Origin of the sequence: Hydrocarboniphaga sp. (assembly GCF_028291725.1) — a bacterium.
Classification (GTDB): domain Bacteria; phylum Pseudomonadota; class Gammaproteobacteria; order Nevskiales; family Nevskiaceae; genus Hydrocarboniphaga.
The window spans coordinates 51,502-75,703 of record NZ_JAQGNT010000013.1 but is presented as its reverse complement, the minus strand read 5'-3'; the positions used below and the strand labels follow the sequence as shown (position 1 = coordinate 75,703).

Annotated in this window: 19 protein-coding genes; 12 read left to right on the top strand and 7 right to left on the bottom strand. The window is 61.4% G+C overall.

Annotation, left to right across the window (positions count from 1 at the left end; all coding sequences use genetic code 11):
* Positions 1-7 precede the first annotated feature (7 nt).
* The 10 genes from JWQ90_RS04320 to JWQ90_RS04275 all read left to right on the top strand — a co-directional run bounded on the left by JWQ90_RS04320 (position 8) and on the right by JWQ90_RS04275 (position 11,744).
* Positions 8-481 (top strand): cupin domain-containing protein, encoded by a 474-nt coding sequence (locus tag JWQ90_RS04320; RefSeq protein ID WP_299689921.1) that lies wholly within the window; start codon positions 8-10, stop codon positions 479-481.
* A gap of 155 nt (positions 482-636) precedes the next feature.
* Entirely contained in the window at positions 637-2,751 is a 2,115-nt protein-coding gene (locus JWQ90_RS04315) for a PQQ-dependent dehydrogenase, methanol/ethanol family (protein ID WP_299689918.1), read from the top strand.
* Between the two features lie 172 nt (positions 2,752-2,923).
* Complete coding sequence (locus JWQ90_RS04310; protein ID WP_299689915.1) at positions 2,924-4,066, top strand: phosphotransferase; 1,143 nt, start codon at positions 2,924-2,926, stop codon at positions 4,064-4,066.
* 171 nt (positions 4,067-4,237) lie between these two features.
* Positions 4,238-5,053, top strand: coding sequence for a hypothetical protein (locus JWQ90_RS04305; RefSeq protein ID WP_299689913.1), 816 nt, complete (start codon positions 4,238-4,240; stop codon positions 5,051-5,053).
* Positions 5,054-5,208: 155 nt separating this feature from the next.
* Complete coding sequence (locus tag JWQ90_RS04300) at positions 5,209-5,616, top strand: nuclear transport factor 2 family protein (protein WP_299689911.1); 408 nt, start codon at positions 5,209-5,211, stop codon at positions 5,614-5,616.
* Positions 5,617-5,797: 181 nt separating this feature from the next.
* Positions 5,798-6,532 carry a hypothetical protein gene (locus JWQ90_RS04295; RefSeq protein ID WP_299689909.1) on the top strand — a complete coding sequence of 245 codons (735 nt, stop codon included), beginning with the start codon at positions 5,798-5,800 and terminating at the stop codon, positions 6,530-6,532.
* A gap of 128 nt (positions 6,533-6,660) precedes the next feature.
* Positions 6,661-9,108: a TonB-dependent receptor gene (locus tag JWQ90_RS04290; protein ID WP_299689906.1), complete on the top strand. Its 2,448-nt coding sequence runs from the start codon at positions 6,661-6,663 to the stop codon at positions 9,106-9,108.
* Between the two features lie 8 nt (positions 9,109-9,116).
* The gene (locus JWQ90_RS04285; protein WP_299689904.1) at positions 9,117-9,836 is read left to right on the top strand and encodes a hypothetical protein; all 720 of its coding nucleotides are present in this window, start codon (positions 9,117-9,119) and stop codon (positions 9,834-9,836) included.
* Between the two features lie 110 nt (positions 9,837-9,946).
* Positions 9,947-10,651 (top strand): hypothetical protein, encoded by a 705-nt coding sequence (locus JWQ90_RS04280; protein ID WP_299689901.1) that lies wholly within the window; start codon positions 9,947-9,949, stop codon positions 10,649-10,651.
* A 64-nt stretch (positions 10,652-10,715) separates the two neighbouring features.
* Positions 10,716-11,744 carry an AraC family transcriptional regulator gene (locus JWQ90_RS04275; RefSeq protein WP_299689898.1) on the top strand — a complete coding sequence of 343 codons (1,029 nt, stop codon included), beginning with the start codon at positions 10,716-10,718 and terminating at the stop codon, positions 11,742-11,744.
* 187 nt (positions 11,745-11,931) lie between these two features.
* Here the strand turns inward: JWQ90_RS04275 and JWQ90_RS04270 are convergent, their stop codons facing one another.
* Complete coding sequence (locus JWQ90_RS04270) at positions 11,932-12,729, bottom strand: hypothetical protein (RefSeq protein ID WP_299689895.1); 798 nt, start codon at positions 12,727-12,729, stop codon at positions 11,932-11,934.
* A 65-nt stretch (positions 12,730-12,794) separates the two neighbouring features.
* Positions 12,795-15,296 carry a TonB-dependent receptor gene (locus tag JWQ90_RS04265; protein ID WP_299689892.1) on the bottom strand — a complete coding sequence of 834 codons (2,502 nt, stop codon included), beginning with the start codon at positions 15,294-15,296 and terminating at the stop codon, positions 12,795-12,797.
* A gap of 328 nt (positions 15,297-15,624) precedes the next feature.
* Between JWQ90_RS04265 and JWQ90_RS04260 the strand changes: the two genes are divergently transcribed.
* On the top strand, positions 15,625-16,398 hold the full coding sequence (locus tag JWQ90_RS04260) for a TetR/AcrR family transcriptional regulator (protein WP_299689889.1): 774 nt from the start codon (positions 15,625-15,627) through the stop codon (positions 16,396-16,398).
* A 57-nt stretch (positions 16,399-16,455) separates the two neighbouring features.
* On the opposite strand, the gene JWQ90_RS04255 is transcribed toward JWQ90_RS04260, so the two are convergent.
* Genes JWQ90_RS04255 through JWQ90_RS04245 form a run of 3 tightly spaced genes read right to left on the bottom strand, consistent with a single transcriptional unit; the run spans position 16,456 to position 20,926 of the window.
* The gene (locus JWQ90_RS04255; protein WP_299689886.1) at positions 16,456-18,873 is read right to left on the bottom strand and encodes a TonB-dependent receptor; all 2,418 of its coding nucleotides are present in this window, start codon (positions 18,871-18,873) and stop codon (positions 16,456-16,458) included.
* Between the two features lie 18 nt (positions 18,874-18,891).
* Positions 18,892-20,088 (bottom strand): aminoglycoside phosphotransferase family protein, encoded by a 1,197-nt coding sequence (locus JWQ90_RS04250; RefSeq protein ID WP_299689883.1) that lies wholly within the window; start codon positions 20,086-20,088, stop codon positions 18,892-18,894.
* The gene (locus tag JWQ90_RS04245) at positions 20,081-20,926 is read right to left on the bottom strand and encodes a hypothetical protein (protein ID WP_299689880.1); all 846 of its coding nucleotides are present in this window, start codon (positions 20,924-20,926) and stop codon (positions 20,081-20,083) included. Before JWQ90_RS04245 ends, JWQ90_RS04250 begins: the two co-directional genes overlap by 8 nt.
* Before the next feature lie 176 nt (positions 20,927-21,102).
* Between JWQ90_RS04245 and JWQ90_RS04240 the strand changes: the two genes are divergently transcribed.
* On the top strand, positions 21,103-22,119 hold the full coding sequence (locus JWQ90_RS04240; protein WP_299689877.1) for an AraC family transcriptional regulator: 1,017 nt from the start codon (positions 21,103-21,105) through the stop codon (positions 22,117-22,119).
* A gap of 194 nt (positions 22,120-22,313) precedes the next feature.
* On the opposite strand, the gene JWQ90_RS04235 is transcribed toward JWQ90_RS04240, so the two are convergent.
* Positions 22,314-22,517, bottom strand: coding sequence for a hypothetical protein (locus JWQ90_RS04235; protein ID WP_299689874.1), 204 nt, complete (start codon positions 22,515-22,517; stop codon positions 22,314-22,316).
* 70 nt (positions 22,518-22,587) lie between these two features.
* A complete protein-coding gene (locus JWQ90_RS04230; protein WP_299689871.1) occupies positions 22,588-24,180 on the bottom strand; it encodes an NAD(P)/FAD-dependent oxidoreductase in 1,593 nt (530 codons plus the stop codon).
* Between the last annotated feature and the right edge of the window lie 22 nt (positions 24,181-24,202).

Below are 24,202 nucleotides of genomic sequence, written 5' to 3'. Positions count from 1 at the left end.
GCCTGCCATGGGAATCGACGCACTGTCACAGGAACTGAGCCGCATCGAATCGGATTCGGTTCCCTGGCTGACTTATCCGCTGATCGAGAACTCGCAGTTCAAAGTCCTCAAGGTCAACGAGGAAACCAACACCGTCATCCTCAAGTTCAGGATGGGGCCCAACGTGGTGACTCCTCGCCACGGCCATCACTGCGTAGCCACCGCGTACACGCTGGCCGGAGCCTGGTACTACGGCGACCTCGAGTTCCGCGCCGGCGACATCGCGTTCGAGAACACGCTGGAGATCCATCAGCCGATCACACGCGGCGAAAGCGCAGAGTTGTTGACGACCTTCATCGGCGGACGCGGCAACGATCGGCTGCTGGAAGAACATGCGGACGACGGCTCGTCGCATGTCTTGCGCACGCGCTTCTTCAAGGCGATGGAAGGCATCACCAACGAGCAGCTCGCGCTGCTCGACCTGCAATCGCTGATCAACTGAGCCGCCATAGCTCGTCGCTCGTAGCTCGTAGGTTGGGGTGAGCGCAGCGAACCCCAACGGGCACTCCCGACGGCTGGCATCTCAGTTGGGGTTCGCTGCGCTCACCACCAACCTACGAGGCCCGACGGGGCTCTCGATGACTTAACGAGATCACGATGATCCGCAATCGATGGTGGCTGCTGCTCGCAGCATCGGCATGCTGCAACGTCCACGCAGAAAGCATAATCGACGGCGCCGCCATCGCCGACGAGTCCCGCACCGGCGACTGGCTGTCCTACGGCCGCGACTACAGTGAGCAGCGCTTCGTTCCGCTGTCGCAGATCAAACCGGACAACGTCGGCAAGCTCGGCCTCGCGTGGTCGCTGGATCTGCCCGGCATCAAGTCGCTGCAGGCGACGCCGCTGGCAGTCGATGGGACGATCTACTTCAGCGGCAACGATTCGATCGTCTTCGCCGTCGATGCGCGCAGCGGCCAGCTCAAATGGCGCTACGATCCGGAAGTCTGGAAGCACGCCGGCAAGCGTTATCGCCTGCTGTTTCCGGCCAATCGCGGCGTCGCCTACTGGAAGGGCCGCGTCTATGTCGGCACTTACGACGGCCGCCTGATCGCGGTCGACGCCGCGACCGGCAAAGAGAGCTGGGCAGTGCAGACGCTCGAAGGCGAAACCGGGTACATCACCGGCGCGCCGCGCGCGTACAACGACAAGATCATCATCGGCAACGGTGGCGCCGAGGCCGGCTATTCGCGCGGCTACGCCACCGCCTACGACGCCGCAACCGGCAAGCGGATCTGGCGCTTCTATATAACCCCGGGCGAGCCCGCCAAAGGCTTCGAGAACGCCGCGATGGCGATGGCCGCCAAAACCTGGAAAGGCGAATGGTGGAAGTTCGGCGGCGGCGGCACGGTGTGGAACTCGATCACTTACGACCCCGAGTTCAACCGCATCTATCTCGGCACCGGCAACGGCGGGCCGTGGAACCAGAACGTGCGCAGCCCCGGCGGTGGCGACAACCTGTTCCTGTCGTCGATCGTCGCGCTCGATGCCGATACCGGAGCCTACGCCTGGCACTACCAGACTACGCCAGGCGAGAGCTGGGACTACAACTCGTCGCAGGACATCGTGCTGGCGACGCTCAAATGGCAGGGCAGGAATCGCAAGGTGATCCTGCATGCGCCGAAGAACGGGTTCTTCTATGTGATCGATCGCAGCGATGGCAAGCTGCTGGCGGCCGATGCCTTCGGCAAAGTCACCTGGGCGACTCACGTCGACATCGAGTCCGGCCGGCCGGTGGAAACACCGGAGGCGCGATTCCCCGGCGGCGCGGGCCTGCTCTACCCTAGTTCGGTCGGCGTCCATGACTGGCAGGCGATGTCGTTCAATCCCCAGACTGGGCTGGTCTATATCCCGACCGTGGACATGCCGCAGTACTACAGTCAGAAGAACATGGACCCGCGCAGCTGGGTCGAAAAACCGTTCTTCTACAACACCGGCTACGACGTGATCGAAGTCGAGGGCCTGGGGCAGATCAGGCTGTCGGCCTCGCTGATCGCCTGGGACCCGATCGCCAAGCGCAAGGTCTGGGAGACGCCGATGCCGGGGCTGTGGAACGGCGGCACGGTGACCACGGCCGGTGATCTGGTATTCCAGGGCAATGCAGCCGGTGAGTTCGCTGCGTATCACGCCAGAACCGGCAAGAAGCTGTGGAGCTTCGACGCGGGCCTGGGCATCGTCGGCGCGCCGATCAGCTACCAGATCGACGGCCAGCAGTACGTCGCGATCCTGGTCGGCTGGGGTGGCGCGCTGCCTGGCGCTTTCGGCGTCGGCGTCGCCCGGCACGGCTGGGTCTACGGCGCGCAGCCGCGCCGGCTGCTGGTGTTCGCGCTGGGCCGCAAGAGCGTCTTGCCGCCGACGGTAAAAGCGCCGATGCCGATACCATTGGATGACACGAAACTGACGATCGACAAGCCCCTGGCGACGGCCGGGCAACAGCTCTTCAATACATCCTGCCATCTGTGCCACGGCTTCATGGCGATTTCAGGCGGCGGCGCGCCGGACCTTCGCGCCTCGCCGTTGATGCTCAGCCCCGACGCGCTGCGCAGCGTATTGCAGGACGGGGCACTGGCGTCACGCGGCATGCCGCAGTTCGACGACCTGAGTGATGAGCAGATTCGCAGCCTCTATTTCTACGTCCGCGACCGCGCGCGCAGCGATCTTGCCCGCCACAAAGCAGAGCCCGCGGGTGATACGGTGCTGCCCACCGGCAGTTGAATGACGGGGCTCAACCTGTCGCGGAGATGCAGCATTCATTCGATCCGTCGTCACTTGGAACCGCTGAAGTAGGTCGGCAATCCTTTGCCGACAGAAACTCCTCACGTCGGCAAGGGAAGGGGTTGCCGACTTACCCACGCCGTCCTGTCTCCACTGCAACCCGGAGTACCCGATGAATCCCGAAATCATACAAGCCGCCTACTATCGCGACCGGCTGCACAATCGTGTTGCGGTGACTGCCGACGACTTGCCGCTGTCGTTCGAGGCGATCACCGATGGCTGGCTGACAGCCGTGCTGTGCGACAAGGCGCCCGATGCAGCGGTGACGGCGCATCGTCTCGGCGCGATCGATACCGGCACCTCCAATCGCCGTCGGATTTTTGTCGACTACAACGCGGCGGGCGTGAAAGCCGGACTGCCGGCCGCGATGTTCTGCAAGGCATCGCAGGATCTCGCCAACCGCATCGTGCTCGGCGTCTCCGGCGCGGCGCGCTGCGAGACGCTGTTCTACACGCAGGTACGGCCGCTGCTGGATATCGAGGCGCCGATGTGCCACTACGCGCGCTTTGATCCCGAAAGCTTCAACTCGATGATCATACTCGACGACCTGACCGACACGGCCCAGGCGTTCTGCAATCACAAAACCGTGATCACGCGGCAGCGCGCGGAAAGTCAGATGCGCCTGCTGGCCAAGGTCCACGGCAGCTGCTACGGCAATGAGGCCTTGCGTGAGCGCATCGCCGGGTTTCCGACGTTCAAGGAATTTTTCACCGACACGCTGGGCTTCGGCATGCGCGAAGGCTCGGAGGCGGGCTTCCTCGCAGGCGCCGAGGTGATTCCGCAACGGCTTTACCAGCGCGCCGCAGCGATCTGGCCGGCCACGCTGGCCGCGGTCGATGCGCTGGACCACGGCCCGCGCACACTCGGGCACGGCGACGTGCATCTGAAGAACTGGTACGTGGCCGGCAACGGCGAGATGGGCCTGGCGGACTGGCAGTGCTGCTCGCTCGCCAACTGGGGCCGCGACTTCGCCTACACGATCGCGACCGCATTGACGGCCGAGGACCGCCGTGCCTGGGAGCGCGAGCTGCTCGCCTACTACCTCGAACAACTCGCGGCGGCCGGCGGGCCGGCGGTCGCCTTCGACGCCGCTTGGGATATCTACCGCCAGCAGCTGATTCCAGCGCTGACCTGGTGGACCGTCACCTTGTGCCCGACACCCGATATACCTGACATGCAGCCACGCGACGTGACGCTCGAGTTCATCCAGCGTATCGCCACCGCGATGGACGACCTCGATTCGCTGAGTCTTTAAGTGTTACCCAGCGGTTCGATCTGCGGCTCGCCGGCATCGCCCGGGGTGCGCTGGAGGTTTGGAAAGACCGGCGTAGATCGGCCGAGATGCAATCGACCAACGACCCGTCTCCAGTGTCCTTTGCATACCGTACGCTAGACTATCAATATGCCGTCACCGATGAGCGCGACCATGATCCCGAAAATCCTCGAGCTGGTGCCATGGACCGCGACGATGCCGGCGCTTCCGCAGGCGATCCTGATCGCGTTGTCTTGCCTGATGTTCGTGCTGGCGAGCTGGTTCGTCGTCGCCGAGACGCGGCGCCGCGGGGACTGGGTTCCAGTATTCGCGTTTCTGGGCGGCGGGCTCGCAGTGGGCTACGAGCCCCTGGGCGATATCCTGGTGAGCGTGCTGTATCCGGTCCATGGGCAAATCGGCTGGATCGATTTGTTCGGCCGTCAGGTTCCACTGTTCATCGGCGTACTCTACTTCTGGTACATGTCGGTGCCGGCGCTCTACTTCCTGAAAAAGGTGGAGCAGGGGCTAAACCGGGCGACACTGTGGAAGCTCTATGCGTTTACGCTAGCTATTGCTATCGGCATCGAGATTTTCGGCGTCAATCTCGGTGCCTGGGTGTACTACGGCCCGCAGCCCTTCGTCGTCCTCGGTGTGCCCTTGAGCTGCCCGATGACCTACAGCGCATTCCTGGTGACGATTTCCATCGGCCTGCACGCAATGGCCACCCATCTGGATCGGAGGCATCACTGGCTGATCCTATTCGGTCTTCCGCTATGCATGGGCGGTGGCCATTGCGCTGCGGCGCTGCCGATCGCGGCCGCGATGTTCACCACCGACAATCCGCTATGGATCCATCTCGGCGCTTTAGCATCCTCCGCATTCAGCCTGTTGCTGGTCTACACCGCCAGCCTGATCTACTGCAACGACGGCAAGGCCGCGGCGCGCCGCCACGCAAACCGGGCCTGGAACGGAACCGCTCCAGCGCTCTGACGAGACCGCGCCCCACCGCCAGAACGCTCCGCCGGAGGTTGCCGAAGCAACGGCCGGGGGTGGCTGCCCGCAATATTGGTACATTAGATTAACGTACGCTAATGTACGACTACGGCTCACTCAGAAGCCCACCGATATCGGCGACGGAGACAGCGATGCAAGACAACAAGGCGGTCGTCACGGCATTCATGCGCGCGCTGGGCAGCGGTGATCTGGATACGCTCCAAGCACTGATCACCGAGGACATCCAGGCGGTCTGCACCGGCACCAGCGTCGTGTCGGGAACCCGCCACCACGCCGACATCTGCGCAGTCGCCGGATTTCTCGGCACGGTGACCCGCGGCGGCATCGATTTTCAGATCCTCAGCATGACCGCCGAGGACGAGCGCGTCTCCTGCGAAGTCCAGGGATACTCGACTCTGGTCAACGGCACGGCGTACAACAATCAATATCACTTCCTGTTCTTCATCCGCGACCGACGTGTCTTCAGGATCAGGGAGTACATCGATACCAAACTCGCCGATGAGGCGCTCGGGCCCTTGCTGCAGATCGCTTCGGCCTAACGTCTCCCGCAGTGCAGCATGACGGATGGCCGGTGTGGGATCACCCTTGGCCGGATCCGGTAGCTTACTAGTTAGCTTGCGACCGATATGCTTGCTGTCTATCGTGAGAGCCGCGCACGGAGAAGTCCTGCAGACTCGGCCAGACAGCCGAATCAGGGATCAATAGAGGAGAAGCTCCACCATGTACGACGCACACGCCGCCCTGCTGGCGATCGACCAGCACACTTTCACCATCATGGCCTGCCTGCTGAGCACGGCATTTTTTGTGTTCGTGTACTTCTTCATCGCCTTCGCGATGGCCAGAAAACAGCAGGTCTATGTCGTGCCCTTCATCGGCTCCGCCGTGTTCCTGTGGCACGACTTCAGCTTCGTGCTGATGTACGACAAGTGGTTTCATTTTTACAACCACTGGTGGGTCAAGATGTGGTGGTTCGCGCTGTGCGCAACCGTGGTGCTGGAAGTGGTGATGCTGTACCAGGTCTACCGCTACGGGCACAAGGAGCTGTGGCCGAATCTGTCCAAGCGCGCCTTCGGCATGCTGATCGTGCTGGGCACCATCGGCATCGGCTTGCTGTGGGCGCTGGTCAAGGTTTCGCTCGGCGACGAGTTGTTCTTCATCACCTTCGCCATCACCGCGTCGTTCTCGGTGCCATTCCACACCGCGGTGATGTCGCGGCGCCAGAGCCGCGCGGGCCAGTCGGTCGTCATGGAACTGTCGACCATTGCGATGCTCTGGTCATTGACCGGCGCATTCGCCCAGATCGATGCGTTCTTCCGATCGCCGGTCTACCTGGCCTACGTGGCCACATTCACGCTGTGGCCGCTGGCCAATATCTGGCTGATGCGCCGCCTGCCGCCGGTTGCGGCCGGCAGCGTCACGCGTACCAGCGGTGGCCGCGCGATGGCCACAGCCTGAGCTTCGCAATATACGGATAAGGCCTGGCCAACAGGCCACGGCGACGGAACATTGCCTAGCGGAACATTGCTTGGCATCAACAGATCGTGCAGCTCGGACGACAAGCACGGCTATCAGGGAGAGGACGAATGCATCACGCTACTGTGAGATTTCTGCTGGGCGTCAGCGCCGGCATCTTCGCACCCACGACGCTGGCGCAAGCCGAGGCACCGGCCGCCACCGAGGCCAGCGCCGGTGCAGACGCCGATAGCGGCCCGGCCGCGGCGCCCGCAGCCGACGCTCCTGCGAGCCTGGACACCATCCCGGTAGCAGGGCCGGCCGAAGCCGAAGCCGCGCCGGAGCGAGCCCACAGCAGCAGCCGCCTGATCGAAGAAGTGATCGTGACCGCGCAGAAGCGCGAAGAAAACCTGCAGGACGTGCCGATATCGGTGCAAGCATTTTCGGCCGAAGCACTCGACGCACGCGGCGTCAGCGACTCGCTGAACCTGCCGACGGTCACGCCCGGCATGGTGTATTCGGTGATCGCCGGCTATTCGATCATCTTCATCCGCGGTGTCGGCACCGACGCCTTCGTACCGTCGGCCGACGCCAGCGTCTCCACCTATATCGACGGCATCTTCTTCCCTTTTTCGCACGGCCTGGTGCAATCCTTCGGCGCGGTGCAGCAGGTCGAAGTGTTGAAAGGCCCGCAGGGCACACTGTTCGGCCGCAATTCCACCGGCGGCGCGATCAACGTGATCACCAAGAAGCCGACCGATACCTTCGAAGGTTCGGTGCAGGCGAGCTACGCCAATTTCGACGCGATGCAGACACGCGCCTACGTCAATGTGCCGGTCACGGACACGTTCGCGTTCAACGTGTCGGCGCTCTACAACCTGGCCGACAGCTACTACAAGCTCACCGCCGATTCGCCGCGTGTTCCGCTACCCCGGGAGCGCGAGCAGGGCGCACGCATACGCGCCAAATGGTCACCGACCGACGACTTCGACATCACGCTCAGCGGCCTGCTGGTGGAGCAGTCCGGCATCGCGCCGGTGATCAACCAGAACACCTCACCGAATGCGCAATACGTGCTGCTCGGCGTCACCACGACGCCCAAGTACCAGAGCAGCATCGACAATCACTCGTACAGCAACTCGCGCAACCCGGTGATCTATGGCGAGGCCAACTATCGCTACGACTGGTTCGACACCAAGCTGCTGGCGAGTCACCAGTCGATCACCACTTCAGCGGCAATCGACTATGACGCCACCAAGGCACCGCTGGTGAGCTTCGACGCCGATCAGCTGGCGCGCGTAAACACGCAGGAGCTGCAGATCATCTCCAACGCGACCACGCCCGGCGCGGACTGGTTCAAGTGGATTGGCGGCCTCTATCACATCGACAGCTATGCCGGCTTCGACCCGGTGCTGTTCTCAGTGGGCCGCGATGTGCCTGTGTTCGACGACATCATCACCACGCTCAACGACCAGCTCGGCCTGCTCGGCAACACCAACCTGCTCGACGGCCTGGGTACCCGCGTGGACATCCAGGCACAAGGGTTCCTGAGAACCAAGTCGCTGGCCGGTTATGCGCAGGGCACGGTGCAGCTGCCCTATGACTTCGCGCTGACGCTGGGCGGCCGCTATCAGACCGAGAGCCGCGAGCTGCAGGATTCCAAGGATCAGCTGCAGGTGTCGGACGGCGTGTTCGTGCCGCTGTTCAATTTTGCGAACCAGAAGGCGGATACCTCCAACTTCTCGCCGAAAGTCACGCTCGACTTCCGCCCGGCCGACGATGTGCTGACCTACGCCTCGTACCAGAAGGGATTCAAGAGCGGCACCTACAACATTCTCAACATCTACACGCCGACGCAGTATATCGAGCCGGAAACCGTCACCGCGTACGAACTCGGCGTGAAGAGCCAGCTGTTCGATCACCGCCTGCAGTTCAACGCTGCGGTGTTCGACACCGAGATCGACAACATGCAGGTGCAGTTCATCTCGCTGCTCAGCGGCGGCGCAGTGCGCTTCGAGTCGGCCAAGCACGCCCGCATCCGCGGCGCCGAGTTCGACCTGCTGTGGCAGATCGCGCCCGAGCTGCTGCCCGGCCTGATCGCCACCGCCAACGGCGCCTATCTGGATGCCAAGTACACCGACTACCCGAACGCCAGCGGCTTCACCGATCAGGGCATCCCGTTCGGCGGCAGCGGCTTCGTGCTCGGCGGCGGCGTGCTGCCAGGGCAGGACTTCGCCGGCAACCGCATCGTGCGTTCGCCCAAGTTCTCGGGCACCGGCGGCCTCAGCTACACCTTTGACGTGGGCCCCGGCACCGTCGAAACCGGCGCCGACGTCTATTACAACTCGGGCTACTTCTACACTGCGCAGAACTTGTCCAGGGCCGAAGAGCCCTCGTACGCCACGCTCGATGCGCGCATCAGCTATCTGTACACACCCTGGCGCCTGCGCATCACCGCCTTCGGCAAAAATCTGACCAATACGCTGCACGCGATCAACAAGCTGCCGACCGACATCGGCACCTGGACCACGTACGCGCCGCCGGTGACCTACGGCGTCCGCGTGAACTGGGATTTCTGAAGCAAGGCATGCAGCTTTTCAATGCCAGCGCGCGTACCCAGCGCCTGCTGATCGCGCTGAGCCTGGGCATGGCGACGGTCTATTTCGCGGCCCTGGTCTTCATGATGGGTATCTTCCCGCCGCCGGCACCGGACCTGAGTGCCGCGCAGGTCGCGGAGATCTATGCACACAGCAATCTGAAGTTCCGTATCGGCGTGGCGCTGACGATCATCAGCGGCGGCTTCTACCTGCCGTGGTCGATGGTCATCGCGGTGCAGATGGACCGGATCGAGCAGCGCACTTCGATATGGACCATGCTGCAGGCCCTGACCAGCGCCGCCGGCACCTGGATCTTCGCGCTGCCGCCGCTGCTCTGGGGCGCGGCGGCGTTCAACCCGGGCCGCAGTCCCGAGATTACCGCGCTGATGCACGAACTCGCCTTCCTGACGTTCTACTGCGCGGCTTCGTTCTTCCCTTTCCAGCTGATTGCGGTGGCCCTGGTCAGCCTGTCCCGCAACAACCTGGATCCGCACACCGCCTTCCCGCGCTGGCTGGGCTGGCTGACGCTCTGGACCGGCATCGTCGCCAGCGAAGGCTTCATCGGCGTGATGTTCAACTCCGGCCCGTTCTCGTGGAACGGCATCTTCGTTTTCTACTTGCCGGTGCTGTTCTTCACGATCTGGATGATCGCGATGACGGTGATGATGCTGCGCGCGATACGGCTGCAGCAGACGCAAGCGGCCGCGTGACTCGTAGGTCGGCAATACCTTGCCGACATGAGGCCTCGATTGCGCATCGCAGCTACACGTCGGCAAAGGATTGCCGACCTACGGGTTCGTTGATACTTTGAGGAGTCGCCATGTACGACTACGCCGCCGCGATCGATGCGCTGAACCAGCACTGGCGCACGATCCTGCCCTGCCTGATCGGGCCGGTCATTTTCAGCTACATTTATTTCACGACGGCAGTGCGCCAGGCGATCGCCGAGAAGGTCTATGTCGAGGCCTTTTTCAGCGCGGCATTCTTCTTCTGGCATGACCTGAGCTTCGTGCTGTCGTACGAGCTGTGGTTCGGCGGCGCCTACAGCCACTGGTGGTTCAAGGCCTGGTGGTTCGCGCTGCTCGGCACGGTGGCGTTCGAGGCCTACCTGATCTACCAGGTCTACCGGTACGGGCACAGGGAATTGTGGCCGTCGATGGCACGCCCGAAGTTCGGCGCGCTGCTGGTGCTCGGCACGCTGGCCATCGGCGCGCTGTGGTTGCTGATCAAGCACGGCATCGCCGACGATCTGTTCTTCGTCACTTTCGCGGTAACCGCGGTGATTCCGGCGGCGCCGTATCACACCGCGCTGATGGTGCTGCGCAAGAACCGCGCGGGCCAGTCAGTGGCGCGGCAGCTGTGCATGGCCGGCAACCTCGTGTTCCTGACGGCGGCTTTCGCCCAGGTCAGCGACTTCTTCCTGTCGCCGGTCTACCTGGCGTTCGCCAGCGCGTTCACGCTGTGGCCGCTGGTCAATATCGGGCTGATCCGCAGCCTGCCACCGGCGCCGGCCTCCGGGCCGTAGCAGCCTGCCCCGTCCTTTCAATCTCTTACACTAGGAGACCCGCCGCCCGGACTGTGCACAGCGAATGTTTCGACCTGCCCGAATCCGCCACTACCTGGCCGTGATGCAGCTGCACGGGTTCAAGGCCGAAGCGGTGCTCGCCGGCAGCGGGATCGATGTCGCGGCACTGGCTGAACCGAGCTGCCTGATCGGCCTCGATGCCTACCGCAGGGTCGTTTCCAACCTGTTGCGCCTGAGCGGCAACCAGGGCATCGCGTTCGATCTCGGCAGCAGCAGCGAGATCGCCGACCTCGGCATCGTCGGCTACGCGATGATCTCCTCGCCGAGCCTGCGCCAGGCGCTGCTGCTGTGGATGCGCTACAGCCGCAGCCTGGTCGGCACCTGCTGGGGGCTGCATACGCTGGTCGAAGGCCCCGAGTATTCGTCCGTCGAAATAGCCGAGGAAATCCCGACCGAAGGCGGGCTGGCGTTCTGCGTGGAAGAATTCCTCGCGATGACGCACAAGATCGGCGGCACGCTGTCTGGCGAGCCCCCTTCATTCCACCTGGTGGAGTTGAGCTACCCGCCGCCCGCACACGCAGCTCTCTACCAGCAGACTTACGGCTGCCCGGTCCGGTTCTCGGCGTCGCATACCCGCGTCACGATGGCCACACGCTGGGTCGAGAAGTCGCTGCGCAGCAGCGATCGCGAGTTCAACGATATCTGCCTGCAGAATTGTGGGCAGATCATGCGGCAGCTGTCCCAGGAGAGCCCCTTGCTGTCCCGGCTGCGCTTGCTGCTGCTGCGCAGACCGAGCGCGACACCTACCCTGGACGAGGCCGCCGAAATCCTCGGCATGAGCGGGCGCACGCTACGCCGCCAGCTGCACGAACAGCACCGCAGCTACCAGAAGCTGGTTGCCGACTTCCGCACCGAGCTGGCCTGCGAATACCTGCGCTCGTCCAGCCTGTCGTCCAAAGAGATCGGCTACCTGCTCGGCTTCGTCAGCAGCAACGCGTTCCGCCGCGCGTTCAAGAGCTGGACCGGACAGACGATCAGCGAATTCCGCGGCAGCGAAATCGACGGGGACGACGCCGAGCCAGGCACCGGATAAAGCGGTCGCGCCGGGCAAGTGTCTAGTGTCGCGACACAGTGCTAACGAAACTTTCACAACCTACCGTCATTCCCGCGAAAGCGGGAATCCAGAGCCGCCGAGCGCGCATCTGTAAACTCTGGATTCCCGCCTTCGCGGGAATGACAGTTCCAAATTAATGTGTGGCACTACTAGGCCCCCGCCCTCACTACCGCGCCCCGCGACCGTGCGCGGCCGCAACCGATGCGCCATGGGCGACACAAACCAGACGGCCCAGGGTCCACATCAGCAGCAGCGACATGCCGATCGAAACCAGCGCGGCGATGTTCGTCACCACGGTGCTCTGACTCGCGTTCAGGGCGATGAACACCGGCAGCGCCACCGGGCCATGCGTGGCCATCAGGGCCAGCGGCGTCAGAGGAATGAACAACAGGCTCATCCGCTCCTGCAGCACCGTGCGACGCAGGAAATGAAACAGCACCGCCATCGCGAACAGGCAGAAGGGATTGGCAAACCACCACCAGGCCGGGAAGCCCATCAGGAAATTCAGCGGCTGGTTGTCGCCATAGTATTCCCAGAGCTGGTAGTGCAACGGCACCAGTTCGAAAACGGTGACGAATACCACGCCGATACCATACATCCTCCACCACTGCGCAGCTGTCACGCCTTCGGCGATGCGGCGCATGATGTACAGAATGCTGCCGCAGAAGTAGAACAGGTAGATCAGTCCCAGAAACGTCGGCATCTTGCGGTCTATCGCCTCGATCCAGGTCCACTGCCCTTGCTGCGGATACACGCATTGGCCTAGGAAATTGTTCAGCGGCTCGTAGGTCACCGCGAGCCCGCAGCCGATGAACAGCGCGATCGGAAACATCGAGCGCTGCGCGCGGGCAGTGCGCAGCGCATTGATCAGCGAAAGCACCGCTAGAACCGCAAAGAACACGGTGATGATCAGTTGGGGAGTCTCGGGCATCGCCAACTGCGGTTGAGGCGTGATCTGGCTCATTGTGTCCTCTGCTGCATCAGGAATTGACGATGGGACTTTGCTGAAAATGCGTGTGGGCGGCAGCTCTAGAAATTCCATTCGACGCGTACGCCATAGGTCGCCGGCGGCGCGAGTATCTTCGCCACGTCGAAATCGAACTCCTGCATGCCGTAGTAGTACTTGGTGTCGGTGAGGTTCTTGCCGAACACCGTAATACGCGTACTCCAAGGATCGTACAGATAGCTAGCGCGCAGATTGAGTATCCCGAAAGGATCCTGCTTGGCTCTGTCGACGTTCTGTGCCGAGAAGTAAAAGCCGGTGTTGTAGTAATAGTCGCCGGCAATTTCCGCCGATCCGTGACCGGCGTTGAATGCGTAACTGAGCCCGGCGTTGCCGGAGAACTTGGGTGTGCGTACCAGGGTATTGCCGGTGAAATCGCGGCCAGGAAGAATGCCGCCGCCCACCACCAGGCCGGTGCCGCCGAAGAACAGGCCGGTGACGTCGTCGTAGCCGCTACCGTTTTGGTAGTCGGTATAGACGCCTTTCAGATAGGCGCCGCCTCCGGTCACCACCAGGCCTGGCAGTGTCTCAGGCAAGGCCTGCCAGGTGAGATCGAAATCGGCGCCGCGAATCCGGGCGCCGCCGGCGGTCTCGAAGCGCGTCGCACCGCCGCTCAGCAGCGACACCGACTGGGACTGGAGATTGTCGATCTTGTTCTGAAAAATGGCTCCATTGAGTCGCATGGCGCCGTCGAGCATTTCGGCCTTGTAGCCGGCCTCTAGCGTGGTGACCTCTTCGGGTTTTATGTACTGTGAGCGCTCGTAGATGTTGATGATGTTGTACGTACCGCTCTTGAAGCCCTTGCTGAAGGAGAAATACGTGTGCTGCTTGTCGTTGATCTTGAAATCGATGACAGCCTTCGGCGACAGGTTGGTCGTATGGCTGGATTCCGGCGCAAAGTCGGTCAATGGCAACTCGCTGCTCTCGTCGGCCGTCCCCGGATTGAGCTGAACCCCTGAAGTCGACTTGACCAGGCTACGGGTTTCGACCTGGTATCGCGCCCCTAGAGTAAGAGCGGCCCAGTCGGTGATATCGGCTGTCGCCTGTGCGAAACCCGCGGTGGACTTCGTGTCGATGATGCCCCGCGCACCGATCGTGACTCCGGCGTTGACGCCATCGAGCGTGCCGCCGAGTATCGGCAAGCCCTCCAATGCGCCGATCAGCGGATTCACCACGTTGCCGAGCGCGGCTTCGAGAGGCCCGGTCGGGGTCTTCAGAAAGTTGAGGACGTTCTGCGCCACGTACAGGTTCAGCGGATCGAAACCGGCGGAACTCTTGATGTAATACAGGCCGCCAATCCACTTGAGCCAGTCATACGTGAAATCGTTCGAGATGAACTGCAATTCGGCGGTCTTGACCTTGGCGAACTGACCGACCGCCTCAAAGCTGACCAGCGGCGCTGACGAGCCGTCGAAATCGATCAGCGCGGGTGATTTGATGTTCTGATCTCCGCCGATGAAGCGCATATCGAGCCACGGCAAGTTGTACTTGATGTCCGCGGTCCAGACCTTGGTGGTGTTGTCCCCGTATAGCGGAATGTTGGAGCCGCTGACGTAATCAGGCTCCTCGGTCACCCCCAGCGCAACGCCAAGAGGCTTTACGTCACGGGTCGGAAAAACCTCCGCCTGCGAACCCTTGGTATTGAGATAGGTGCGACCGAACACCGCCTTCAGATCGTCGAATGGCCTGATGCCTACTTTGATCGAATAGCCCTGTGAAATTTCTTTCGGCAGGCCGTCCTGCCGCGGTTCGTCCTTGACCGCCTGTTTGTAGTAGCTGTCCTCTGTATAGCGCAGGCCCGATAGCGAGACTGCGATTTCATCCGTAACCGGGATGTTGGTGAAGGCGCGCAGGTTGGTCTTGTCGAAATTCTCGTGAGTCAGCAGCACATTACCTTCGAAGGTATCGCCGGGCTGCTTGGTGATGATGTTGATCGCACCGCCGGTGGAATTGCGTCCAAACAGCGTGCCCTGCGGGCCTTTCAGGATTTCGATGCGCTCGACCGAGCCCAGCGACGACGCCAGACCGTGCCCGAATGGGAAATAGACGCCGTCGATGTAGGTGGCGATGCTCGCGTCCGCCGACGGGATGAACACATCGGTACCGACACCGCGGATATAAATCAGCGTGTAGTTGGCAATGATGTTGTACTGCATGCCGGGCGTGCTCAGCGCCAGTGCCTTGGGCTCTTCGATACCCTTGGCGTCGAGCTGGCCGGCACTGAAAGCCTGCACCGAGATCGGAACGTCCTGCAGATTCTCTTCACGCTTCTGCGCGGTAACGACGACTTCCTCGATCAGGCGATTGCTCGGCCGTGCCTCCGCCGGCTCGGCGGCCTCGTCAGCGGCCACCTGGACCGGAACAGTCGGCAGTTCGCCTTCCGCCGATGCAGCGACGGACTCGGGTGCGCCCGCATCTGCGGTGCCGGTACCCGCTTTTTCTTCAGTGCCGGCGGCACTTTGCGCCTGCGCGGCCCCCATGCCGAAAGCCAGAAAGCCAGCGGCGATTGCGCCTGTACGAACTTGCATCTGGTCACTCCCCCGTGTTGACGCTTTGAAAGCATCTTGTTGTACTCGCACCAATAAACTGTAACGTGTTCCAGTTCTCTTTTACATACTATCAACTTAAAAAGATCGTTTCAATACGGAATGTAAGCGTACTAGTTAGTCAGTAACCGCCGGGATCGCCTGACACGCAGGCAGGCAGCCACGGGCGATGCCCATACCCGACAGCGCGCGGGATGACCCAAGGTCGGGCGCATGACACAATGCATTGGCTTGCTGTTTGCCGATGCCGGGGCTCGCCCGGACGGGGTCGGACCGATTCGCAAGCGCCGCCAGATGAGCCCGACCGACCATGCGTCTCGCTGAAAGAAAATACTTCACCACCACCAAGTTCGACCGCTTCGAGAGAATCATCGAAGCCACCAAAAAGCGGCTGGCCGAGGTCGGTGCCGACCGGCTGACGATTCGCGATCTCGCCGTCGCCAGCCAGGTGTCGGCGGCAACGCTGTACAACCGTTTCGGCAGCAAGGACAACATCATCTCCGTCGTGGTGATCGACCATTTCGAGCAGGTGGTGCGGCTCGCCCTGTCCAAAGAGAATGGCGCGCGCGAGCCTCCGGTGGCCCGGATACTTCATGTGCTCAAGCTGCTCGAGCGCAACACCTGCGACAACCGTGGCCTGGTCCAGGCCTTGATGAGCATCCACTTCAAGATCGACAGCAACGAGGAACTAAGGGATCAGCTGTTCCTGCAGTGCTACGAGCTGCTGCTGGGCATGGTCGAGGATCTCTATGCCGGCAAAGCCCTCAGCAACTCGATCCCGGTCGCGCTGCTGGTGGAGGAAGCGACCGACAAGATCTTCAGCGTCGTACTCAAATGGGCGCAGCAGAAGTTTCCGAACGAGCAATTGCTGGACCGTCTGATCCTGGGCGTCCTGTCGGTGCTGGTGGCCGGCTCGCAGGGCCGAGGGCTAGTCGAACTCGAAAATGAATTGAATGCGGCTGCGTCGCGGATCAGCGCCGCGCCGCTGCAAAAGAAAAATTCGAAGCCGGCAGCCGGAAAAAAAACAGCGGCGGCGGTACCGCGCGCGGCGCACAGATCCGGTGGGGTGCGCGCCCCAAAATAGGCTGAAGCGCGGCAGCTACTTCGCGAAACGCAGCGATCGACTAATTGTTAACAGGCCCTAGAACGTCCAGTTGACCCGCACGCCATACTCGATGGGCGGCGCCAGGGTATCGGCCCTGCCGAAGTCGGTATGGAATTGCTGAGTGTCGTAGCGCTCGTTGGTCAGATTGCTGCCAAAGGCCGTCAGGCGGACGTCCCAGGGCTTATACAGATAGCTGACACGGGCATTGACGACCGAATAGTGCGGCTCAAATGAGACCGGGGAGTTCTGCGCCAGAAAATAGAAGCCGCTGTTGTAGTAGTAGTCGCCACCGATTTCGATCGTCCCGTCGGTCACGTCGATGGTCTGGCTCACGCCGATCGTGGCCGTCGATTTCGGCGTGCGCGCAATGCGATTGCCGTTGAAATTGCCGTTGGCAAACGCGAGCCCCGTTGTCTCGTTAAATCCGGTGCCGTTGGTGTAATCGGTGTAGATCGCTTTGAGCAGGGACAGGCCCGGCGTGAACACCAGGCCCGGATCGAGATCGGGCAAGGGAACCAGGAGCATGTCGAACTCAACGCCACGGATGCGAGCCGCGCCGGCATTCTGGAACCGCACGGCGCCGCCAGAAGTCAGCGAAACGAATGCTGTTTGCAGATCCTTGATATCGGTCTGGAACACCGCAGCGTTGAAGCGAACCAGGTGATTGAAGAACTCCGATTTGATGCCGAGTTCGTAGGACGACACAATTTCCGGCTTCACGAAGTCGGGTTGCTGATAAATGTTGACAATGTTGTAGGTCGCACTTTTGAATCCCTTGGAGTAGGAGGCATATGCCAACACATCCTCGAAGGGTTTGATGTCGAGCGTGATCTTCGGCGAGAGGTTGTTCTCCTTGGAGCTTCGCGGGGCATATTGGATAAGCGGCGTTGTGCTTCCGCCCAAATTATCGACCTCGACGTTCGATACCAGCAGCGCGCGCTTCTCGACCTGATAGCGGCCACCCAGTGTCAGATTCAGCCAGTCGGTGAAGTTGTAAGTGCCCTGCACGAAACCCGAGTAGGAATCGGTACCCAACAGGCCGCGGAAATACAGCCTTACACCTTGAGGTGCCGGCAGCCCCGCCAACGACAGCGCGTCGAGTGCGCCCCGCGGAATGAGATTGACGATTTGCCCGGTTGGCAGGGTCAGCAGGCGGCTGGCGACCTGCAGGTAAGCCGGGTCGTAGCCGCCGACACTGTGCAGATAGTAGAAGCCACCGACCCATTTGAACCGATCGGCCAGCCAACTCGTATCGTTGGAGGTGAGCTGCAATTCCGCTGTCTTGATCGTCTGATATTCGGGCTGCGCAACGAAGTTGATCAGCGGTCGCGCGGACCCGTCGAAATCGTATTGGAAGTCGTGCGAATCGACCTTGTAGTCACTGCCGATGAGCTTGATGTCGAACGGATCCGATTTCCAGATGCCCTGGCCATAGATCGCGGTGGTGTCGATCGTGATCATCGGGAAGGAGTCGTCGGTGACGACATAGTCGCGCTGCTCGGCCGGAACCAAGGCCACGATCGCGAGCGGGCTTGGATGCGTGGTGATCGACGAAGCGGCTACCGAGCTGACCTGGCGTGTGCGGATGCCGGTGAGCGTGAAGTCGAGCGAGTCGAGGGGCGTCCAGCGTAGCTTGATGCGTCCGCCGCGGGTTATATCCTGCATCAGCGGTCGGCCATCGGCATTGTCCCGAACATAGTAGGGATCGGAGTTGTTATAAACGACCGACAAACTCGTCGCGAGCGTGTCGTTGAGCGGAATATTCGTGTAGCCGCGAAACTTGAAGTCGTCGAAGCGGCCGTAGCTGGTCTGGATCTCGGTTGCCTGGCTCTGGTCGGGATCTTTGGTGACCACATTGATGGCACCACCGGTTGAATTGCGGCCGAATAAGGTTCCTTGCGGCCCCTTCAGGACTTCAATGCGCTGCAGCGCGCCGAACGACTGGGCCAGGCTATGCGCCGACGGGAAATAGACGCCATCGACGTAGGTTGCGATGCTCGGATCGGCCGACGGAATGAAAGCGTCGGTTCCGACGCCTCGCAGGAAGATAATGCTGTAGGACGCAAGGTCCGTGAACTGGAGGCCGGGCGTCGCCAGGGCCAGATCCTGAATGTTGACCAGTCCACGAGCATCCAGCGTGTCGGCACTGAATGCGGATATCGAGATAGGAACGTCCTGAAGCTTCTCCTCTCGCTTTTGAGCCGTGACCACAATTTCTTCGATCAGCCGCGAGGATGAACCCCGCTTGAGTTCAGGGGCGTCCGGGGCCGGCGCATCGGCAACAGGGATCGTCGGGAGCGCAGCGGAATCGTCGCCGGCCCCACCGGCGTCCGTCGCTGTCGCTGGCTCGTCCTGCGCCTGTGTCGCGATGGTGGGCAATGCCAGCGCCAATGAGAGGACCGCGAAGCGAGCCGAACGGCCGCGCAGGCCTCGGGTTGCCGTTATGTTTTTCATGAAATCTCCCCCTGTCCCTTATTTTTTTGACTGCAGCACTTTTGTCGATTCCAGGTCTTCGATCGCATTGGAGGTGCGCTCGATAATGGGAATGGATATCGAGTCCGGCTGCATGGCCGGTTGAAGTGCGCCCGCCCCTATCGTGAAAACCCAGGCGAAATACGGATACAGGGTCGACTGGCGGTATTGAAGCCAGGCTGCATCGAAGCCCAGGCGCGGGCCGCCAAAGGCCAGCAATCGATCCAGATAGAAGCGAAGCAACTCGTCCTCCCACGCACGGCGGTCGGCTACTTTCAGGCTGGTCGTCAAGATGTAGGCGTAGTCGTATGCCCAGCCGCCACGCTGCACGACTTGCCAGTCGCTGTAGCCCATCCGGCCATCGCGCGTCATGTAGGTGTTTCCCACATGCGAGTCGCCGTGAAGCAGCGTCTGCGGCCCCGAACTCAGCAGTTCGAACGAACGGCCGTAGGCGTTCCACAGTTCTTGTTGCCGGGGAAATAGCGCGGGAGGGATGACTCGCTCGGCCCGCTGCGCCCCGATCAGGGAACGCTTCTGCATCGCGATCAGCGCGCTGGTCTTTGCACGAAACCGGGCCGGGGTCATCAGCCAGGACAGCTCGCCGTTGAATTGAGAGCTGTTCCACATGGCGCCGTGCCAGGCCGCCATGTTCGCGAGTAAATCCTCAATCCGCGTACGGGTGATATCGGTGGCCGGGGAACAGAAGCTCACTCCCTTGGTCGCCACGATGTCCTCCATCATGGTGATCGACCGCCATGACGCCGGATCGCAGGAGGCGTGGTAACCCCAGGGCGCCTCGATCTTCAAGTGAGGCCGGATCTGCGAAAAGAAACCGGACTCGCCGCGAATCACACCGGCCAGGCCCAACACCATTCGCTGCGTCCACTGCGCGGTGGACTTGGTGTACATCGAGGCCGGCAGTCCCGCATCGACACCAGCCTGGTTATAGGTCAGGCTGATCCGTCGACGGCTCGATGTCCCTGCGCTCCCGTCGACGGGTTTGACCGAGAGGACTCGGGCACCGGGGATGTCCTTGCACAGCACCGCGGTCAGCCATTCCGGTGTGAGCGCTTCGGCGGATCGAGGCACTTCGCTTGCGGACGTCGGCTTCAAATTGGTCATCCGTTCACGGGCGATCTGAAGCCCGATCTGTGCCGCCCGATGAATGATTTGAGTGGTGTCTTTCAAACTAGGCATGCCCGCTCCCCATTGCGGGCAGCGGAAGGACGAGCTTGCCGTCTTTGCGGAATGGCGAGTCGCTGGCCAACACGAAGCTGATCAGGTAAACGCAAACGACCGCCATGAGCCAGGACCATAGTCCGGCGACGTGCGTGAGCGCCGGGCTCAGTGAAGCATTGTTCACGACCGTTATCGCCGGGTAGGCCAGCAGCCCATAACTGACCAGGTCGATCGTGGGAGATATCAACGGAATCAGGAAAAGCTTCCAGGCTTTCAGGTGCGGCATCAGCAAGTACACGGTGACGACACCGCCGAACTCGCCCAGCGCATTGATCGGCGGCCACCACAGCGGCAGCCAACCGATGAAATCCAGCGGCTGGTTTCCGTAGTAGTAATAAAGGCCATGGCTCAGCATCAGGTTCTCCATGACGATGTCGACGACGACCGGCGTGAAGAACCCGATCCAGATCATTTTTCGGGTAATGCCGTAGCAGAACCACAGGTAGTTGGCGGCCGCAATCGCGCCGAAATAAACGAAGTATCCGATGCACACCCACGGCGGAATGCCGCGCCCCAACAGGGAGAAAACCGTCGGTTGCTCCACTTCCGGGTGCCAGCAGGCGCCCAGAACATCGGCAAACGGCTCGACCAGTGCGCAGAGGCAACCGCCGACCATGAACAGCAACATGATCTGGCCCTTCCGTTCCCGGACATGCCAAAGCGCATACAACAGAACGGGCAGGCCGAAGCAGAGGTAAACCACAGCGGCCCAGAAGCCCACGGTGTGGTTGTAGACCGCATCGACCGGCGGGATCGGGAGGCGCAGTTGCGCGTCCCACAGTGTGGGTGTCGTCACCAGAGGATTCTCCTTTTGCACTTTTCTTCGAGTTCGTACACAACCGAACCGTAATCTCTATGTACTAACTATAAGCGTCGGCCCTTTGAAAAGGACTAGCTGAAATCGCCGTCTGTATATGCAAAGATCGCCATCTAAATTGGGCAGGCGTCCTACTCCATGTCGCGTGAGGTTGCATGTTCCGGCCGATCAAGATTCGACACTACGTTTCGCTGATGAAAACCAGGGGCTTCGATACCGCGGACGTTCTTCAAGGCTCGAAGATCAAGTCGGAACGGCTGGACGATCCCTCGTACTTACTCGATCTGAAGCAATGCGAGGCGGTGGTTTCCAACCTGATTCGCCTGACCGGCGATCAGGGCATCGGACTGACGATAGGAGAGCAGGAAAACCTGGCCGATTTCGGGATCATCGCGCAGGCGATGATCTCGTCGAAGGACTTGCGGCAGGCGGTCGGCTACTGGATTCAGTACAGCAATCTTGTCGGCATGCTGATTCACATCACCCTGATCGAAGAGCCCAGAAAAGAATGGACGGTCGTATTCTCAGCAACCGAGCCGCTCGGCTTCATTTACAACTTCTGCGTGGAGGAGATTCTTGTCGCAGGCTTGCGACTTGGCTCCGCACTCGGCAAGGTGCCGCTGGTCGTCAAGGAAATATCCTTGTCGTACCCGGCCCCGCTTCACGCTCATCTCTATAAGGAGCGTTTTGGGTGCCCGATCCATTTCAACGCTGCGCGCAGCAGCCTCACAATCAAGTCGCCCGGACTGGACATTGCATTGCCGGGATACGACGAAGAATTGAATGACATCTATCGCAGGCGCTGCCGCGAAGTCATTCGGCAAATCAGAAGCAAAGACCCTCTCGTCGCTCGACTTCGCAGCCTGCTTCTGAGTCGCTCATCCTCTCTGCCTGACTTGGAAACGGCAGCGGGCATGCTCGGGACCACGCCGAGAACGCTGCACCGTCATCTGGTGAGCGAGGGGTCCAACTACCAGCAGACCGTGAACCGGTTTCGCCTGGAGCTGTGCATTCAGCTCCTGAGATCCGGCGATCTGACTCTCAAGGAGATTGCGGTGCAAGTTGGCTTCCGGGACACCAATTCTCTGCATCGAGCGTTTAAGAGCTGGACCGGATCTACGATCAGGACATACCAGTCATCAAGGAAGTTCAGCAGTCAGCCGCGTGGTTAGACGCTACGGCGTAGTAAGCAATTTTCGCCGGGCTTGGTTGCCCAAGTGCTTCAGCTGAGGTCCTCAAGGATGTCCCACGATACGGCACTTCAGACGAATGGAAGTGCTTTCATGAGATCTTGACAGTTCAACGCCACGTCAGTACCGGACCATTCCTAACGAACGCAAGCGTCTCGCAGGCGTTGAGGTCCGTGTTACTTCTTGAAGAACATGCCGAAGACGAAGAGCACCAAGCTCAAGCTCAACAGCTTGAATACCTTGCGCAGCTCGGCCGGCGTCAACATTGCCTCTGTCGGCATGGCGCCCATGATGGTGCCGACAACGATGAGGTTGTTGCCCTCCGTCTTGAGGCTGCTGACTTCCATCAGTTCAGCATTGTCCGATGTGAAAAGCTTCATGGCAGGTCCTGTTCTGTTGTGAGAGGAAAAGCGATTTCTACGTAGATGCTCAACCCGATCTCCTTGTGTCTTAAAGGACGGTGAAGGCCTTCTTCAGGTCCATCTTCCAGTCCATCATCATCCGCATCGCAGTCGCGCGGCCGCCGAAGGTCACGGTGCCGCCCGGATGCTGCGACGGGCCGGCGAGGTACAGCGCGTCGATGCCCGGCACCTTGTACTGCGCCAGTTCGACCAGCGGGCGGCGGCCGAGCAGCTGGCCCGCCGTGGTGCCGATGCCGAAGATGTCGCCGGCCATCATATTGTTGGAGTGGTGGTGATGATCCAGCGGCGTCTCGATATGCCGCGCGATGATCTTGGAATCGTCCATGTTCGTGCAGTAGCTCTTGAACTCTTCCCAGATCGCATCGGCGAAGGCCTGGCCGTGTTTTTTCCAGCCCTCGAGCCCCCCATCGGCGAGCACGCGCGGCGCGAAGTGATACAGATACATCGCGCAGTGATCGTGACTCGGTGCGCGCGTCGGGTCCTTGCGCGAATTCATGATCGTCAGCGGGCTCAGGTGGGTCTGCGGGATCTCGCCGTAGCGGTACTTGTCGAAGACCTTGCGCACTCCAGTCAGGTCCTTGCGCACGTACTCGATGCACAGCGCCTCGGACCACGGGTCCTGCCCGGCCTTGAACTGCGGCCATTCGGATAGCGCGATCTGCTGATTCAGCGCGCCGTGATTGCTGAGCTTGACGCCGCGCGCGGCGCGCACCAGCGCCGGGTCGACCGCACCCGGCAGATATTCCTCGAGGCGCCAGGGATGGATGTTGGCCATCACGGCGTCTTTCGCCAAGATTTTTTCACCATCGGCCATCAGCACGCCGGTGGCCTTGCCGCCGCTGATCAGCACCTGCTTGACGGTGGCCTGGGTGCGCACGGTGCCGCCGTAGTGCTCGATGCATTTGATCAGCGAGTTGGTGACCGCGCGCGAGCCACCGACCGGGATGTGGCCGTCGTAGCTGTGCGCCAGGCCCAGCAGGTTGACCAGCGTGACGCCGGTGCCTTTCACGTCCGGGCCTTCCATCGCCTCGGCGCACCACTTGCACAGGTGGATGCGGACTTCGTCGCTCTCGAACAGGTTTTCGAGGATGTCATAGACGCTCATGAACATCATGTCGACGAGCCGGCGTCCGCCCGGGCTCGAGTCGAGCATCGAGATGAACGGGCCGGTCGGCAGCGGCGGCGTCGCCGCGCTCTTGCTCAGCAGCGGCAGCAGCGCGACGCACTCTTTCGCGAAGCGCCGATAGGTCTCCGCATCCTTCTGCGAATAGCGGGCGATGTCCTCGCAGGTGCGGTCCAGATCACCGTACGCGACCAGGCCGTCGCCGCTGTCGAAGATCGTCGCGAAACCGGCCTGCCAGGTCTTCCACTGCAAACCGAACTTCGATGCAAGGCCGAGTTCGTCGTCCTTGACCGCGGGGCTGGCGATGCACAGGTAGTAACCCGAGGCATGCGGGTCGTGAATGAAGCCCGGCGCGATCTCGATCGATACCACGCCGCCGCCGCACTGCTCGTTCTTCTCCAGCAGCAGCACCTTCTTTCCGGCCTTCGCCAGATACGCCGACGCGACCAGCGAATTGCTGCCCGCGCCCACCACCACCACGTCATAGCTTGTCGACATTCGTGTCTCTCTTTAGATGTTC

What these genes read in the sequence shown, in the direction of transcription:
- JWQ90_RS04320 (WP_299689921.1), top strand. Translation starts at nt 8, where the DNA reads ATGGGAATCGACGCACTGTCACAGGAACTGAGCCGCATCGAATCGGAT.
- JWQ90_RS04240 (WP_299689877.1), top strand. Translation starts at nt 21,103, where the DNA reads ATGTTCCGGCCGATCAAGATTCGACACTACGTTTCGCTGATGAAAACC.
- JWQ90_RS04280 (WP_299689901.1), top strand. Translation starts at nt 9,947, where the DNA reads ATGTACGACTACGCCGCCGCGATCGATGCGCTGAACCAGCACTGGCGC.
- JWQ90_RS04295 (WP_299689909.1), top strand. Translation starts at nt 5,798, where the DNA reads ATGTACGACGCACACGCCGCCCTGCTGGCGATCGACCAGCACACTTTC.
- JWQ90_RS04290 (WP_299689906.1), top strand. Translation starts at nt 6,661, where the DNA reads ATGCATCACGCTACTGTGAGATTTCTGCTGGGCGTCAGCGCCGGCATC.
- JWQ90_RS04230 (WP_299689871.1), bottom strand. Translation starts at nt 24,180, where the DNA reads ATGTCGACAAGCTATGACGTGGTGGTGGTGGGCGCGGGCAGCAATTCG.
- JWQ90_RS04310 (WP_299689915.1), top strand. Translation starts at nt 2,924, where the DNA reads ATGAATCCCGAAATCATACAAGCCGCCTACTATCGCGACCGGCTGCAC.
- JWQ90_RS04265 (WP_299689892.1), bottom strand. Translation starts at nt 15,296, where the DNA reads ATGCAAGTTCGTACAGGCGCAATCGCCGCTGGCTTTCTGGCTTTCGGC.
- JWQ90_RS04285 (WP_299689904.1), top strand. Translation starts at nt 9,117, where the DNA reads ATGCAGCTTTTCAATGCCAGCGCGCGTACCCAGCGCCTGCTGATCGCG.
- JWQ90_RS04300 (WP_299689911.1), top strand. Translation starts at nt 5,209, where the DNA reads ATGCAAGACAACAAGGCGGTCGTCACGGCATTCATGCGCGCGCTGGGC.
- JWQ90_RS04270 (WP_299689895.1), bottom strand. Translation starts at nt 12,729, where the DNA reads ATGAGCCAGATCACGCCTCAACCGCAGTTGGCGATGCCCGAGACTCCC.
- JWQ90_RS04255 (WP_299689886.1), bottom strand. Translation starts at nt 18,873, where the DNA reads ATGAAAAACATAACGGCAACCCGAGGCCTGCGCGGCCGTTCGGCTCGC.
- JWQ90_RS04250 (WP_299689883.1), bottom strand. Translation starts at nt 20,088, where the DNA reads ATGCCTAGTTTGAAAGACACCACTCAAATCATTCATCGGGCGGCACAG.
- JWQ90_RS04315 (WP_299689918.1), top strand. Translation starts at nt 637, where the DNA reads ATGATCCGCAATCGATGGTGGCTGCTGCTCGCAGCATCGGCATGCTGC.
- JWQ90_RS04305 (WP_299689913.1), top strand. Translation starts at nt 4,238, where the DNA reads ATGATCCCGAAAATCCTCGAGCTGGTGCCATGGACCGCGACGATGCCG.
- JWQ90_RS04260 (WP_299689889.1), top strand. Translation starts at nt 15,625, where the DNA reads ATGCGTCTCGCTGAAAGAAAATACTTCACCACCACCAAGTTCGACCGC.
- JWQ90_RS04275 (WP_299689898.1), top strand. Translation starts at nt 10,716, where the DNA reads ATGTTTCGACCTGCCCGAATCCGCCACTACCTGGCCGTGATGCAGCTG.
- JWQ90_RS04235 (WP_299689874.1), bottom strand. Translation starts at nt 22,517, where the DNA reads ATGAAGCTTTTCACATCGGACAATGCTGAACTGATGGAAGTCAGCAGC.